Origin of the sequence: Halomonas almeriensis (assembly GCF_030409235.1) — a bacterium.
GTDB classification, from domain to species: domain Bacteria; phylum Pseudomonadota; class Gammaproteobacteria; order Pseudomonadales; family Halomonadaceae; genus Halomonas; species Halomonas almeriensis.
This window is the reverse complement of the sequence record NZ_JAUFPO010000002.1, coordinates 56,191-68,503: the sequence shown is the minus strand read 5'-3', so window position 1 is coordinate 68,503 and position 12,313 is coordinate 56,191. Positions and strand designations below refer to the sequence as shown.

General features: G+C 64.5%; 12 protein-coding genes and 1 tRNA gene. 6 read left to right on the top strand and 7 right to left on the bottom strand.

The window, feature by feature from the left end:
* Positions 1–20: 20 nt before the first annotated feature.
* Together putP and QWY74_RS00575 are read right to left on the bottom strand one after the other, a co-directional pair.
* A complete protein-coding gene (putP, locus tag QWY74_RS00580) occupies positions 21–1,508 on the bottom strand; it encodes a sodium/proline symporter PutP (protein ID WP_264827443.1) in 1,488 nt (495 codons plus the stop codon).
* 112 nt (positions 1,509–1,620) lie between these two features.
* Positions 1,621–2,466: a pyrroline-5-carboxylate reductase family protein gene (locus QWY74_RS00575; protein ID WP_264827445.1), complete on the bottom strand. Its 846-nt coding sequence runs from the start codon at positions 2,464–2,466 to the stop codon at positions 1,621–1,623.
* A gap of 52 nt (positions 2,467–2,518) precedes the next feature.
* Here QWY74_RS00575 and QWY74_RS00570 point away from each other — a divergent pair, with 52 nt between their 5' ends.
* Positions 2,519–4,555, top strand: a complete 2,037-nt coding sequence (locus QWY74_RS00570) for an NADH:flavin oxidoreductase (RefSeq protein ID WP_264827540.1) — start codon at positions 2,519–2,521, stop codon at positions 4,553–4,555.
* A gap of 50 nt (positions 4,556–4,605) precedes the next feature.
* On the opposite strand, the gene QWY74_RS00565 is transcribed toward QWY74_RS00570, so the two are convergent.
* Together QWY74_RS00565 and QWY74_RS00560 are read right to left on the bottom strand one after the other, a co-directional pair.
* Positions 4,606–5,094, bottom strand: a complete 489-nt coding sequence (locus QWY74_RS00565) for a glutathione peroxidase (protein WP_264827446.1) — start codon at positions 5,092–5,094, stop codon at positions 4,606–4,608.
* Positions 5,095–5,181: 87 nt separating this feature from the next.
* Positions 5,182–5,733 carry an NUDIX hydrolase gene (locus QWY74_RS00560; RefSeq protein ID WP_264827447.1) on the bottom strand — a complete coding sequence of 184 codons (552 nt, stop codon included), beginning with the start codon at positions 5,731–5,733 and terminating at the stop codon, positions 5,182–5,184.
* Positions 5,734–5,867: 134 nt separating this feature from the next.
* Here QWY74_RS00560 and QWY74_RS00555 point away from each other — a divergent pair, with 134 nt between their 5' ends.
* Positions 5,868–7,517 carry an acyl-CoA dehydrogenase family protein gene (locus QWY74_RS00555; protein ID WP_290313550.1) on the top strand — a complete coding sequence of 550 codons (1,650 nt, stop codon included), beginning with the start codon at positions 5,868–5,870 and terminating at the stop codon, positions 7,515–7,517.
* A 61-nt stretch (positions 7,518–7,578) separates the two neighbouring features.
* Positions 7,579–8,115 carry a YgjV family protein gene (locus QWY74_RS00550; protein ID WP_264827451.1) on the top strand — a complete coding sequence of 179 codons (537 nt, stop codon included), beginning with the start codon at positions 7,579–7,581 and terminating at the stop codon, positions 8,113–8,115.
* A 10-nt stretch (positions 8,116–8,125) separates the two neighbouring features.
* On the opposite strand, the gene QWY74_RS00545 is transcribed toward QWY74_RS00550, so the two are convergent.
* The 3 genes from QWY74_RS00545 to QWY74_RS00535 all read right to left on the bottom strand — a co-directional run bounded on the left by QWY74_RS00545 (position 8,126) and on the right by QWY74_RS00535 (position 9,501).
* Complete coding sequence (locus QWY74_RS00545; protein WP_264827452.1) at positions 8,126–8,749, bottom strand: LysE family translocator; 624 nt, start codon at positions 8,747–8,749, stop codon at positions 8,126–8,128.
* Positions 8,750–9,107: 358 nt separating this feature from the next.
* A complete protein-coding gene (locus QWY74_RS00540; protein WP_264827454.1) occupies positions 9,108–9,323 on the bottom strand; it encodes a hypothetical protein in 216 nt (71 codons plus the stop codon).
* A 91-nt stretch (positions 9,324–9,414) separates the two neighbouring features.
* Positions 9,415–9,501, bottom strand: a tRNA-Leu gene (locus QWY74_RS00535).
* Positions 9,502–9,643: 142 nt separating this feature from the next.
* Between QWY74_RS00535 and queA the strand changes: the two genes are divergently transcribed.
* The 3 genes from queA to yajC all read left to right on the top strand — a co-directional run bounded on the left by queA (position 9,644) and on the right by yajC (position 12,276).
* Complete coding sequence (gene queA, locus QWY74_RS00530) at positions 9,644–10,696, top strand: tRNA preQ1(34) S-adenosylmethionine ribosyltransferase-isomerase QueA (protein WP_290313549.1); 1,053 nt, start codon at positions 9,644–9,646, stop codon at positions 10,694–10,696.
* Between the two features lie 42 nt (positions 10,697–10,738).
* On the top strand, positions 10,739–11,857 hold the full coding sequence (gene tgt, locus QWY74_RS00525) for a tRNA guanosine(34) transglycosylase Tgt (protein ID WP_435389098.1): 1,119 nt from the start codon (positions 10,739–10,741) through the stop codon (positions 11,855–11,857).
* A gap of 80 nt (positions 11,858–11,937) precedes the next feature.
* Positions 11,938–12,276 (top strand): preprotein translocase subunit YajC, encoded by a 339-nt coding sequence (gene yajC, locus QWY74_RS00520; RefSeq protein WP_290313547.1) that lies wholly within the window; start codon positions 11,938–11,940, stop codon positions 12,274–12,276.
* The last annotated feature ends 37 nt before the right edge of the window (positions 12,277–12,313 follow it).

Genomic DNA, 12,313 nt, shown 5'->3' with positions numbered 1-12,313 from the left:
ACACGCACTCCAGATGAGTGTTATTGGATTTCTTCAAGCATGCTCTGGAACTGACGGCCAACATCCTGATTGGGCTTTGGTGTCAGCAGAGTGACGAAGACGATGGCCAGAGCCGACAAAATGAAGGCCGGCACGATTTCGTAGAGATCATAGAGACCACCACTCAGTTGCCCCCAGATAATGACGATCAGCCCACCGGTGACCACGCCCGCCAGCGCGCCCCACTGGTTCATTCGTGGCCAGAAAAGTGACGCGATAAGGGCCGGCCCGAAGGCTGCACCGAACCCTGCCCAGGCATAGGACACCAAGCCGAGCACATTGGAGTCAGGATTCAGGGCCAGCATGACCGCCACACTGGATACACCCAGGACTGCCAGGCGCCCCACCATGACCAACTCCTTTTGCGAGGCGGATTGGCGAAAAACGGCCTTGTAGATATCGTCGGCAATTGTCGACGAGCAGATCAGCAACTGAGAATCGGCTGTCGACATGACGGCAGCCATCACCGTCGTCAGCAATACACCGGCGACCAGCGGATTGAACATGATATCGATCATGAACATGAAGATGCGCTCGTGATCATCCAGGCCATCGGGGAAAAAGGCATTGCCCAGTATGCCGATCAGCAGGGCTCCCACCAGGCCAACCGCCGTCCAGATGACCGCGATCCAGCGTGCCATGGGGATATTGCGTGCATCATTGATGCCGGCAAAGCGCGCCAGCGAATGCGGTTGCCCAAAGTAGCCAAGCCCCCAGGCCAGGGAGCTGACGACAGCCGTCCAGGTCAGCCACTCACCGGTCGACGCATCACGCAGGCTATTCAGGATACCCGACTTGGCGCCTTCTGCGGCGGAGAATGCCTCACCGACACCACCGAGCTCATAAATTGCCACCACCGGCACGATGACCAGGGTCAGGAACATCATCATGCCCTGGATGACGTCGGTCCAGGAGACTGCCAGATAGCCACCGAAAAAGGTGTAGGAAATAACTGCCAGGGCGCCGGCCAGTACCGCCATCGAATAGTCCATGCCAAAGACGGTGTTCAATAGCTTTCCGCCGGCCACCAGACCCGAACTGGTGTAGAAAAGATAGAAGATGATGATGAAAATCGCCGAGATGAGCCGCAGCACCAGCGTCCGGTCCTGAAAGCGCTCGGCCAGATACTCGGGAATCGTCAGGGCATTGTTGGCAATGAAGCTGTAGACCCGCAAGCGGCGCGCCACGATCAGCCAGTTAAGCAGCGTACCCGCCAACAGGCCCACGGCAATCCAGAAGGATGACATCCCTGTCAGAAAGGCAGCGCCGGGCATGGCAATCAACAACCAGCCCGACATCTCGGAAGCCCCGGACGAAAGCGCCGTGGCAAACGGCCCCAGAGTGCGCCCACCGAGCACATAGTCGGAGAAGTTGTTGGAACGCCGGTAGGCAACGACACCGACAACCAGCATGATGGCGAAATACGCCATGAAGGTGCCGATCACGACACCGTGACTCGTCTCTATCATTGTGCAACCTGATTATTGAATATTGTTGGTCTTGAACCGGAGGTTCGGCCTGCTGGTTGTTAGGGGCCTGGTGATCAATGGCTGGCCCATACAACGTCGCCCTGATAGGTGCCTACCCTGCCCTGGCGGTTCGATAGGCGGCCTGCAGCCCCTCGTGGACGACCCGCTCGAAGCCGCCTTCGATCATGGTGCGCAGCCCCTCGGCAGTGGTGCCCTGATATTCCACCAGGCGCTTGACCATCTCGCCGGGCTCGGCCGGCTGCTGCTCCAGCAACAGGCTGCCGCCCACCAGGGTCTGCATCACGGCTTCCCGGGCGATGTCGTCATCGAGACCGGCCTGGCGAGCGTGCGAGAGCATTGCCTGGGCCAGCAGAGCCGGATAGGCAGGCCCGGCGCCGCTCACCGCCGTCAGATAGTCGATCGCGTCTTCGGACGAGACCTCGCGTGCCGTACCGCAGCTTTCCAGCAACGCCTGCACGATGCCGCGATCGCCATCACTGATGGCCGGTGACGCGTACCAGGGAAAGTAGCCACGCTGAATCTCCGCGGCCGCATTGGGCATGGCCCGCACCACTCGCGGGGTGCCGAGCTGACCGGCGACGGCATCCAGCGAGGCCATGGCCAGCAGCGATATCACCAGCTTGTCGCCGACCTGGATGTCGATCTCCGCAAGATCCTGTGGACGAACCGATAGCACGATGACATCCGCCAGCTCGGCGAGCTGCCGATTATCCTGAACACAGCGCACGCCGGGCCAGTCGGCATAGGCACCGCTGTTGGCCGAACGGGATGACACCAGCAATTGCTCGGGTGCCAGCCACCGTTTCTCGAGCAATGCCAGTCCCAGGGCTCGGCCTATCCAGCCCTGCCCGCCAATCACACCAACCACCAGGCCGTTCAGCATGTGCCGCACCTCCGACGCCTCATGTACATCGATGAACACTTGATTGACAATCATGTACAGTCACTTCTAACGTTGTCAAGAACACAACAAGATGGAGGGCCTGACCGTGGCCAACGATCCGCTGCTTCAGCCGTTTCAGCTCAAGAACCTGACCATCAAGAACCGTCTGATGATGACGTCCCATGAACCGGCCTACCCGGAAGACGGCATGCCCAAGGAGCTCTACCGCGCCTATCACGTCGAGCGCGCCAGGGCAGGCCTGGGCCTGACCATGACGGCCGGTTCGGCGGCGGTATCCCGGGACAGCCCGCCGGTGTTCAACAACATCCTGGCTTACAAGGATGAGGTCGTGCCCTGGATGCGCGAGCTGACCGATGCCTGCCATGAGCACGGCACGGCGGTGATGATTCAGCTCACGCACCTGGGGCGGCGCACTCGCTGGGACAAGGGTGACTGGCTGCCGGCGGTCTCGCCCTCGCACCATCGCGAGGCCTCGCATCGTGCCTACCCCAAACAGGTCGAGGACTGGGATATCGAACGCCTGATCCGCGATTACGCCGATGCCGCCGAACGCATGCATGCGGCGGGGCTCGACGGTATCGAGCTGCAGGCCTATGGCCACCTGATGGATCAGTTCTGGTCGCCGCTGACCAATACCCTCGAGGGTCCCTATGGCGGCAGTCTGGACAACCGACTGCGCTTCACCTTCGAGGTGCTCGAGGCCATTCGAAGGCGCGTGGGGCCTGAGTTCATCGTCGGCCTGCGTTATACCGGCGACGAGATGCTCGAGGGCGGCCTGACGCCGCAGGACGGCATGACCATCTCCCAGCGCCTCAAGGACAGCGGCCTGGTCGACTTCCTCAATGTGGTGCGCGGACACATCGATACCGACCCGGGCCTGACCGATGTCATCCCGGTTCAGGGCATGCACAGCGCCCCTCATCTGGATTTTGCCGGCGAGATCCGCCGCCAGGTCGACTTCCCGACCTTCCATGGGGCCAAGATTCAGGATGTCGCCACGGCCCGTCATGCCATCTCTTCCGGCCTGGTCGACATGATCGGCATGACCCGGGCGCACATGGCCGATCCGCATATCGTCCAGAAGCTGACGGAGGATCGCGAGGAGGAAATTCGCCCCTGTGTCGGGGCCAACTACTGCCTCGACCGCATCTATCAGGGCGGCGCCGCCTACTGCATTCACAATGCGGCCACCGGGCGTGAAACCACCATGCCGCATACCATTCCACCCGCCGATCAACGCCGCCGGGTGGTCATCATCGGCGCCGGTCCGGCGGGGCTGGAGGCCGCCAGGGTGGCCGCGGAGCGCGGGCACGAGGTACTGGTACTGGAGGCGTCCAGCGAGGCCGGCGGCCAGATACGCCTGACCGCCCAGAGCCCGCGCCGACGAGACATGATGGGCATCATCGACTGGCGTCTGTCGCGCTGTGAGGCGCTGGGCGTGGAGATTCGCTACAACGTCTTCGCCGAGGCCGAGGAAGTGCTCGCGGAGAATCCGGACGTGGTCATCGTGGCCACCGGCGGCTATCCCATCGAGGACATGCCGACCCAGGGCCACCAGTGGGTGGTCAACACCTGGGATATCCTCTCGGGTCATGTGGCACCGGGCAACAAGGTGCTGCTGTTCGATGATGCCGGCGACCACCCCGCCCTGCAGGCGGCCGAGATCATCGCTCAAACCGGGGCCGAGATCGAGATCATGACACCCGACCGGACCTTCTCGTCGGAGGTCATGGCCATGACCCTGGTGCCCTACATGCGCGAATTACAGCGCCCCAACGTGACCTTCACGCCGACCTATCGACTCAAGTCGGTGGAGCGCGCGGATGGCGAACTGCTGGCGCGAATCACCAGTGATTACATGGACCTGGATCATGAACGCCGTGTCGATCAGGTAGTGGTCAACTACGGCATCACGCCCATGGCCGATGTGTACTTCGAGCTCAAGGCGCATGCCTCGAACGGCGGCGAGGTGGATTATGACGACCTGATCGCCGGCAACCCGCAGTCGGTGGTACGCCATCCCGGCGGCAGCTTCCAGTTGTTCCGCCTGGGGGACGCGGTGGAGTCGCGCAATACCCATGCCGCCATCTATGACGCCCTCAGGCTGGTCAAGGACCTCTAGGCGGGCTCAGGACGCCCGCGCACGGCGGTTTCTCCGGCCTCATGCGCGGGCTACCAGGGCTCATCCAGGATGGGCTCTAGCGCGGCTTCCAGCTCGGCGATACGGGCGCGGGGGGAGAAGCGGCGAATCACTCGGCCGTCCCGCGCCACCAGGAACTTGGTGAAGTTCCACTTGATGACGCCGGTGCCCAGGGCACCGGGCGCCTCGCGCTTGAGCTCGATGAACAACGGGTGGGCATGGCGACCATTGACGTTGACCTTGCCCATCATAGGGAAGGTGACGCTGTAGGTATGCTCGCCGAAGGAGCAGAACCCCTGTGCGGATTCCGGTGACTGACGGCCGAACTGGTTGCACGGAAAGGCCAGGATGGTGAAGCCGCGGTCGCGATGCCGGCGGTAGAGACGTTCGAGCTCGCCAAGCTGGGAGGTAAAACCGCAGCGGCTGGCCACATTGACAACCAGCAGCACCTGGCCACGCAAGGCGCCTAGGTTGAAGGGCTCGCCGCTGTGCGTGCGGCAATCATGGTCGTGAATGCTCATGGCTCGGGCTCGCTGTCTGTTCCTTCACGATGCCACGCCGACCCGGCCGGCGCCAGCCCCTTCCCGCAACAGGCAACAACGCGGCGCTCAAGGCTCGGCATGCAAGCTGCCATCCGCGACAAGCGCCTCGACCACCTGGCGGGTATCCGGTGTTACGCCTTCCAGCGCCAGCGCCTCGGCCGGCGTCAGCCAGAAGGCCTCGGCGACCTCTTCGGGCTGCAGGCGCAAGGGGCCGCTGTAATCGACCCGAAAGGCACTGCCGAAGATGAAGTTGCCACCCGCCGCATGAACGAATTCCAGCTCGTGCTTCAGTGGCTGGCGGCGAATGCCCAGTTCCTCGGCCAGCTCGCGTTGCGCCGCCAGGTGGACCGCCTCGCCGGCACCGACGACGCCGCCGGCTGCCAGGTCAAGCGCGCCGGGAAACACCTCCTTGGACAACGTACGGCGCTGAACACAGAGCTCTCCCTGGGCGTTGCACACCACGATATAGGTCGCTCGGTGCCAGTAGCGATAGCGACGCATGGTGGCTCGTCGAGCGCTGCCGCAGGGCCGGTTGCGGGCATCGACCACCTGGATGCGTTCCTCGGCGACATGCGCCGTGGCCGGCACCTCGGGCAGCACCGCTGAAGACTGGGTCATGAAGGCTCCTCCACTGACGACGCCTCCAGCCTAACGCCTCGCGCTCAGACCGTCACTGCCAGCGGGGCCGCGCCTTTGACCACTCGGCCCGCGCCCACCATGCTGAAGTCAGGAGCCTGCCACTGGAGCCTGTGATGCCGGATCATGCCCCCCGATCTCGCCTGGCCAGCCATGAGGTGCACAATCAGCCCCCGCCGGGCGGTGACCAGGACCTGCTCACGCAGGACAGGCCGCTGCGCGACGCCCTGGCCCGCGAGGCGCCACCTTGGGTCATGGAGCGACTGGCACCGCTGGGCCGGGAGGCGGGCAGCGAGGCGGTGCGCCGGCTCGGCGACGCGGCCAACCGCCACCCGCCCGAGCTGCGACTCTTCGACCGCCATGGCCGTCGCCTCGATGAGGTCGAGTACCACCCGGCCTACCATGAGTTGATGCACCTGGCCATGGATCACGGCTGGCACGCCGTCGCCTGGCAGGAAGAAGGTCGCGGTGGCCACCAGGCGCATGTGGCGGCGCTCTATCTGCTGACCCAGGCCGAGCCGGGCTTCTGCTGTCCGATCACCATGACCCATGCGGCCTTTCCGGCACTGCGACACTCGGCCGACCTGCATGCGCGCTGGTCGCCCGGCCTGCTGAGCTGGGACCATGACCCCCGTGCATTGCCCGCCGAGCGCAAGACCGCCCTGACCTTCGGCATGGCCATGACCGAGAAACAGGGCGGCAGCGACGTGCGACGCAATACCACCCACGCCATCAAGACAGTCGATGGCTGGCGACTCAATGGCCACAAGTGGTTCTGCAGCGCGCCCATGTCGGATGCCTTCTTGACCCTGGCGCAGACCGACGATGGCCTGAGTTGCTTTCTCGTGCCGCGTTTCACGCCGGATAACGAACGCAATGCCATCGAGATTCAGCGCCTCAAGGACAAGTGCGGCAATCGCGCCAACGCCTCCGCGGAAATCGAGTACCGCGATGCCTGGGCCGAGCCGCTCGGCGAGCCCGGACGCGGCATCGCCACCATCCTCTCGATGGTCCAACAGACGCGCCTGGATGCCGCCACGGCCCCGGTGGGCATGATGCGTCAGGCGCTCTCCGAGGCCTGGCAGCATGTGCAGACGCGCCAGGCCTTCGGCCGCTGTCTGGCCGAGCAGCCCCTGATGCGCACCCTGCTGGCCGACATGGCCCTGGAGGTCGAGGCCGGCGTGGCCCTGTGCCTGCGCAGCGCCCGCGCCTTCGACGGTGCGGCGCGCCATGACGCCCACGAAACGGCCCTGGCACGGCTCCTGCCGGCACTCGCCAAGTACTGGCATAACAAGCGCGCCCCGGGCTTTCTCGCCGAGGCCATGGAGTGCCTGGGCGGCATCGGCTATGTGGAAGAGTCGCCACTGGCGAGGCTATACCGGGAAGCCCCGGTCAACTCAATCTGGGAAGGGTCCGGCAACGTCATCTGCCTGGACGTGCTGCGCGTGCTCCAGCGCCACCCGGAAGCCCTGGTGGCGCTGCGTCAGGAGCTCGAGCAGGCACGCGGCGCCTCGGCCGCGCTCGACACGGCCATGCAGTCACTCGCTCAATGGCTCGAGGCACCGGCAGAGACGCTGGAGCGTCAGGCCCGCCGGCTGACCCAGTGCATGGCGCAGTGTCTGCAGGGCGCCCTGCTGATGCAGCATGCGCCGGCCGAGGTCGGCGAGACCTTCTGCCGCTCGCGACTGCTCGAGGCCAGCCCGGTATTCGGCAGCCTGCCCCCGGATGCGCAGGAGGACGCTCTCCTGACCAGGCTCCAGGACTAGGCCCCGGGTCGTGATAGAGTGGGCGTCGTCCACTCGATCTTCCCGTCACCTGGTGCCTGTCATGGAATTTGCCCTGGAAGACCTGAGCCTGCGCTGGCTGCTCGGCCAGGCCGTCAGCCTGACCGCCCTGGCGCTATGCCTGGTGGCCTTTTCCAGCAAGCGCGATGACCGCCTGCTGGTCATCCTGATCTTTGCCAATGTGGCCTTTGCGGTGCAGTTCGCGCTCTTCGAGAGCTGGGTGGCCTCGGGCATCTCGGCGCTGATCATCCTGCGCATCATCCTGGCACGCCGCTATGCCGGCCATACCGCCATCATGGTCGCGATCCTGCTGGCCACCCTGCTCATCGCCGCCCTGACCTGGCGCGGGCCGGCCGACATACCGGCGCTCGCGGCAGGCCTGCTGGGCACCTACGGCATGTTCATGCTGCGCGGCATCGCCATGCGGATCATGCTCGCCGCGGCGGCCTTCTGCTGGGTCATCAGCAACCTGCTGGCCGGCTCGATCGGCGGCAGCATCGCCGAGGGCCTGATCTTTATCACCAATGTGGTGACCATCCTGCGCATCCGGCGCGACAGCCAACGCCAGCCGGCACCCTGAAGCGGACGCATCAGCTGCCCATCAAGGGGCCCATCGCCACCCGCAGCGCCAGCGCCAGCAGGAGCACGCCCGTGATACGGTTGATCCAGTGGGCGCGGGCCTGCAGCCAGGGCAGCACCCGCGAATGCGAGAGCCCCAGGGCTACCAGCACATACCAGCCGCCATCGATGACCATCGCCGTCAGCACGATGATGGCCCGCTCGAGCAGGCTCATGTCGGGCGTCACGAACTGGCTGAGCAGGGCCACGAAGAACAGGATCAGCTTGGGGTTGCCCAGGGCCACCAGCATCCCCTCGCGGGCCGCCTGCCGGTTCGACGTGGCCATGGCGCCGGCTTCGAGGGCACCGCCACGACCGGCCCGCCAGGCCTTGATACCCAGCCAGGCCAGATAGGCCGCCCCGCCCCAGGTGATCAACTGGAACAGCGTCGGGAAGCGCACGATCAGCGCCCCCAGCCCCCAGACCGTAAGCAGCGCATAGAGCCCGACCCCGAGCGCATGCGAAAGCGCGGCCATGACGCCCGGCACACGCCCGCCACCCAGGGTATGACGCAGCACCAGGGCCAGGCTCGGCCCCGGCGACATGGCGCCCATGGCGCAGATGGCCGCCAATGACAACCAGAGAGACAACGGCATGACGCTTTCCTGAACACACGACCAAAACGCCACACTACGACATCGCCCCCGGGAAGGACAGGGCAGGCCGCATGGCTGCCCGGCGCCTTCCATCTGCCCTGCCCCTCTACTGGAGCCTGGCTATATGCCTCTCTTCTCGCGCTGCGCAAACTGGCCTTCTTGCATGACTGGCTGCGTCGAGGCGCTCAGGGGCGCTGAGAGAGAAATGAACGCAACGCACTCAGAGGGTGTTTACAAAAGTCACGAGCGACGACCAGGCCAGGCGAAATCAACCGACAAATCGTCAGGATTGACGATTTGGGCAGCTTTGCTGCTCGAAGAGCGAGTGACAAGGATGTCACGAGTCAGAAAGCGGAGTTTACGAGCTGGTAAATGAGCATTTTGAGGCTGATTTCAACGCCGCATGGGCGAGCGCAGTAGTTTGTAAACACCCTCTCAGGTGGCGAAGCACCATCAGCAAGACCACATCGCCGCCTTCCTCGTCCAGCTCATCGAAAGCGGTACGCAGGTATTCAGGCACCATGTCCGGGTCATCGCGCAGCATCTCGACGACGGCATCGTCGTGGCGTTTCATGGGCGGGTTCTCCGGCGGCGATCTGCCGGGCAGAGAAAGAGGGTTCTTGGGGAAATCAAGGAGTGCAGCCACGAGGGGCCGAGTTTCATGATGGTGCCGGTGGTCGGACTCGAACCGACACGCCTTTTACAGCGGCGGATTTTGAATCCGCTGCGTCTACCAATTCCGCCACACCGGCAACGGCGATGCATTATACGGAGCCTGATAAGCAGGTCAATCACCGCACTGACTTCACCGCGCTGAAGCGGTATCCTGTGCGACCTGCTGGATCATTGCCCCAGCACTCGAACATCCCAACTCCAGGTCAACCGAGTGACGTCATGCAGCGCGCCGATTTCCATTACGAGCTTCCCGAGGCGCTGATCGCCCGATATCCCTCCGAGCAACGCAGTGACTGCCGCCTGTTGTGTGTCGATGGCGCCAGCGGCGAGCTCGACCATCAACGCTTTCCGGCACTGCTCGACAAGCTCGACCCCGGAGACCTGCTGGTGTTCAACGACACCCGCGTCATACCGGCCCGCCTGCATGGTCACAAGGCCAGCGGCGGCCGCGTGGAGATGCTGCTCGAGCGGCCTCTGGATGCTCACCGCGGCCTGGCCCACCTGCGTTCCAGCAAGTCGCCCCCTGTCGGCAGCGAGCTGACCTTCGAGGGCGGGATTCAGGCCGTGGTCGAGGGCCGGCGGGAGGCCCTGTTCGAGCTGCGCTTCCTGGGCGAGACGCCGCTGATCGCCTTGCTCGAACAGCATGGCCACATGCCGCTGCCGCCCTACATCACGCGCGAGGACGAGCTCTCCGACCGCGAGCGCTACCAGACCGTCTATGCGCGTCGCGATGGTGCCGTGGCGGCACCGACGGCCGGCCTGCATTTCGATGAGCCGCTGCTCGAGCAGCTCGCCGCCAAGGGCGTGGAGAGCGCCTTCGTCACCCTGCACGTGGGAGCCGGCACCTTTCAGCCGGTGCGCGTCGATGACATTCGCGAGCATGACATGCACAGCGAGTGGATCGAGGTCTCCGAGAGTGCCTGTGCCAGGGTCCGCGCGGCTCGGGCTCGGGGCAACCGTGTCATCGCCGTGGGCACCACCAGTGTGCGCTGCCTCGAGTCGGCCTGTCAGCAGAGCCCGGACGGCCGCATCGCCCCGCTCAGCGGCGAGACCGATATCTTCATCTACCCGGGCTATGAATGGCAGGTGGTCGACGGTCTGGTCACCAACTTCCACTTGCCGGAGTCGACCCTGTTGATGCTGGTCGCCTCCTTCGCCGGCTACGAGACCGTCATGCGGGCCTACCGGGAAGCCGTCGAGCAGGGCTATGCCTTCTTCAGTTATGGCGATGCCATGTTCCTGACCCGACAGGCTGCTGGTGGCGTCCGGTGATACCGCTTATCAATCGAGAGTGACATGCGAAAAGAATGCTTCATGATCTTCGAGCGCCACGCCAGCGATGGCCGGGCGCGTCGAGGGACCCTGACCTTCCCGCGCGGCCGTGTCGAGACGCCTGCCTTCATGCCCGTAGGCACCTACGGCACCGTCAAGGGCATGACCCCGCAGTCGGTGCAGGAGATCGGCGCCGAGATCATCCTCGGCAATACCTTTCACCTGTGGCTGCGCCCGGGTACCGAGGTCATCGAGCAGCACGGCGACCTGCACGACTTCGCGCAGTGGAACAAGCCGATCCTCACCGATTCCGGCGGCTTTCAGGTCTTCTCGCTGGGCGAAATGCGCAAGATCACCGAGCAGGGCGTGCACTTCCGCTCGCCGGTGGACGGCGCCAAGGTCTTCATGGGGCCGGAAGAGTCCATGGCCGTGCAGCGCTCGCTGGGCTCGGACATCGTGATGATCTTCGACGAGTGCACGCCCTACCCGGCCAGCTTTGAAGAAGCCAAACGCTCCATGGAGATGTCGCTGCGCTGGGCGCAGCGCTCGCGGGACGCGCATGGCGACTCGCCGTCGGCACTGTTCGGCATCATCCAGGGCGGCATGTACCCGGAGCTGCGCGAGGCCTCGCTCAAGGGCCTCGACGCGATCGGCTTCGACGGTTACGCCATCGGCGGCCTCTCGGTGGGCGAGCCCAAGGCGGAAATGATCGAGGTGCTCGACTACCTGCCCGAGTGGATGCCCGACGACAAGCCGCGTTATCTGATGGGCGTCGGCAAGCCGGAAGACCTGGTGGAAGGCGTGCGCCGCGGGGTCGACATGTTCGACTGCGTGATGCCCACGCGCAATGCGCGCAACGGCCACCTGTTCACCGCCGAGGGCACGGTCAAGATCCGCAATGCGCGCCACCGCCATGACACCGGGCCGCTGGAGGCGGGCTGCGACTGCTATACCTGTCAGCATTTTTCCCGTGCCTATCTGCACCATCTGGACCGCTGCGGTGAAATGCTCGGCTCGATGCTCAATACCGTGCACAACCTTCGCCACTACCAGCGCCTGATGGCTGGTTTGCGCGGTGCCATTGAAGCGGGTACATTGGCGAACTTCGTGGAAGTGTTCTATGCGCAGCGCGGTCTGCCGGTACCTCCCGCACCGAATTGACGACTGGTCGACCTTGCAGGCCGGTTGCGAGCGCCCCGAGGGCGCCACTTTCTTCACCACGACTCAGGAGATTGTCGTAAATGCTGGACTTCTTCATTTCCCCGGCCCAGGCACAGGATGCCGGCGCCGCAGCGGGCGGTGGCATCGCCCAGATCGTGATGCTGGTCGGCTTCGTGCTGATCTTCTACTTTCTGCTGTGGCGCCCGCAGGCCAAGCGTGCCAAGCAGCACAAGAACCTGATCGCCGGCCTTTCCAAGGGTGACGAGATCGTCATCGGCGGTGGCATGCTGGGGCGCATCACCAAGGTCAGCGACGACAGCGAGTTCCTGTCCATGGAAATCGCCGAGGGCACCGAGGTCAGCGTTCAGAAGAATGCCGTGGCCAACGTCCTCCCCAAGGGCACGCTCAAGTCCATCTAAGCAGACATGCCCGCATCGCCTGACGGTGCGGGCTGCC

Coding starts and splice junctions, on each gene's coding strand:
- QWY74_RS00555 (WP_290313550.1), top strand. CDS start 5,868: ATGCCGGATCATGCCCCCCGATCTCGCCTGGCCAGCCATGAGGTGCAC.
- tgt (WP_435389098.1), top strand. CDS start 10,739: ATGATCTTCGAGCGCCACGCCAGCGATGGCCGGGCGCGTCGAGGGACC.
- yajC (WP_290313547.1), top strand. CDS start 11,938: ATGCTGGACTTCTTCATTTCCCCGGCCCAGGCACAGGATGCCGGCGCC.
- putP (WP_264827443.1), bottom strand. CDS start 1,508: ATGATAGAGACGAGTCACGGTGTCGTGATCGGCACCTTCATGGCGTAT.
- QWY74_RS00545 (WP_264827452.1), bottom strand. CDS start 8,749: ATGCCGTTGTCTCTCTGGTTGTCATTGGCGGCCATCTGCGCCATGGGC.
- QWY74_RS00575 (WP_264827445.1), bottom strand. CDS start 2,466: ATGATTGTCAATCAAGTGTTCATCGATGTACATGAGGCGTCGGAGGTG.
- QWY74_RS00550 (WP_264827451.1), top strand. CDS start 7,579: ATGGAATTTGCCCTGGAAGACCTGAGCCTGCGCTGGCTGCTCGGCCAG.
- QWY74_RS00565 (WP_264827446.1), bottom strand. CDS start 5,094: ATGAGCATTCACGACCATGATTGCCGCACGCACAGCGGCGAGCCCTTC.
- QWY74_RS00540 (WP_264827454.1), bottom strand. CDS start 9,323: ATGAAACGCCACGACGATGCCGTCGTCGAGATGCTGCGCGATGACCCG.
- queA (WP_290313549.1), top strand. CDS start 9,644: ATGCAGCGCGCCGATTTCCATTACGAGCTTCCCGAGGCGCTGATCGCC.
- QWY74_RS00560 (WP_264827447.1), bottom strand. CDS start 5,733: ATGACCCAGTCTTCAGCGGTGCTGCCCGAGGTGCCGGCCACGGCGCAT.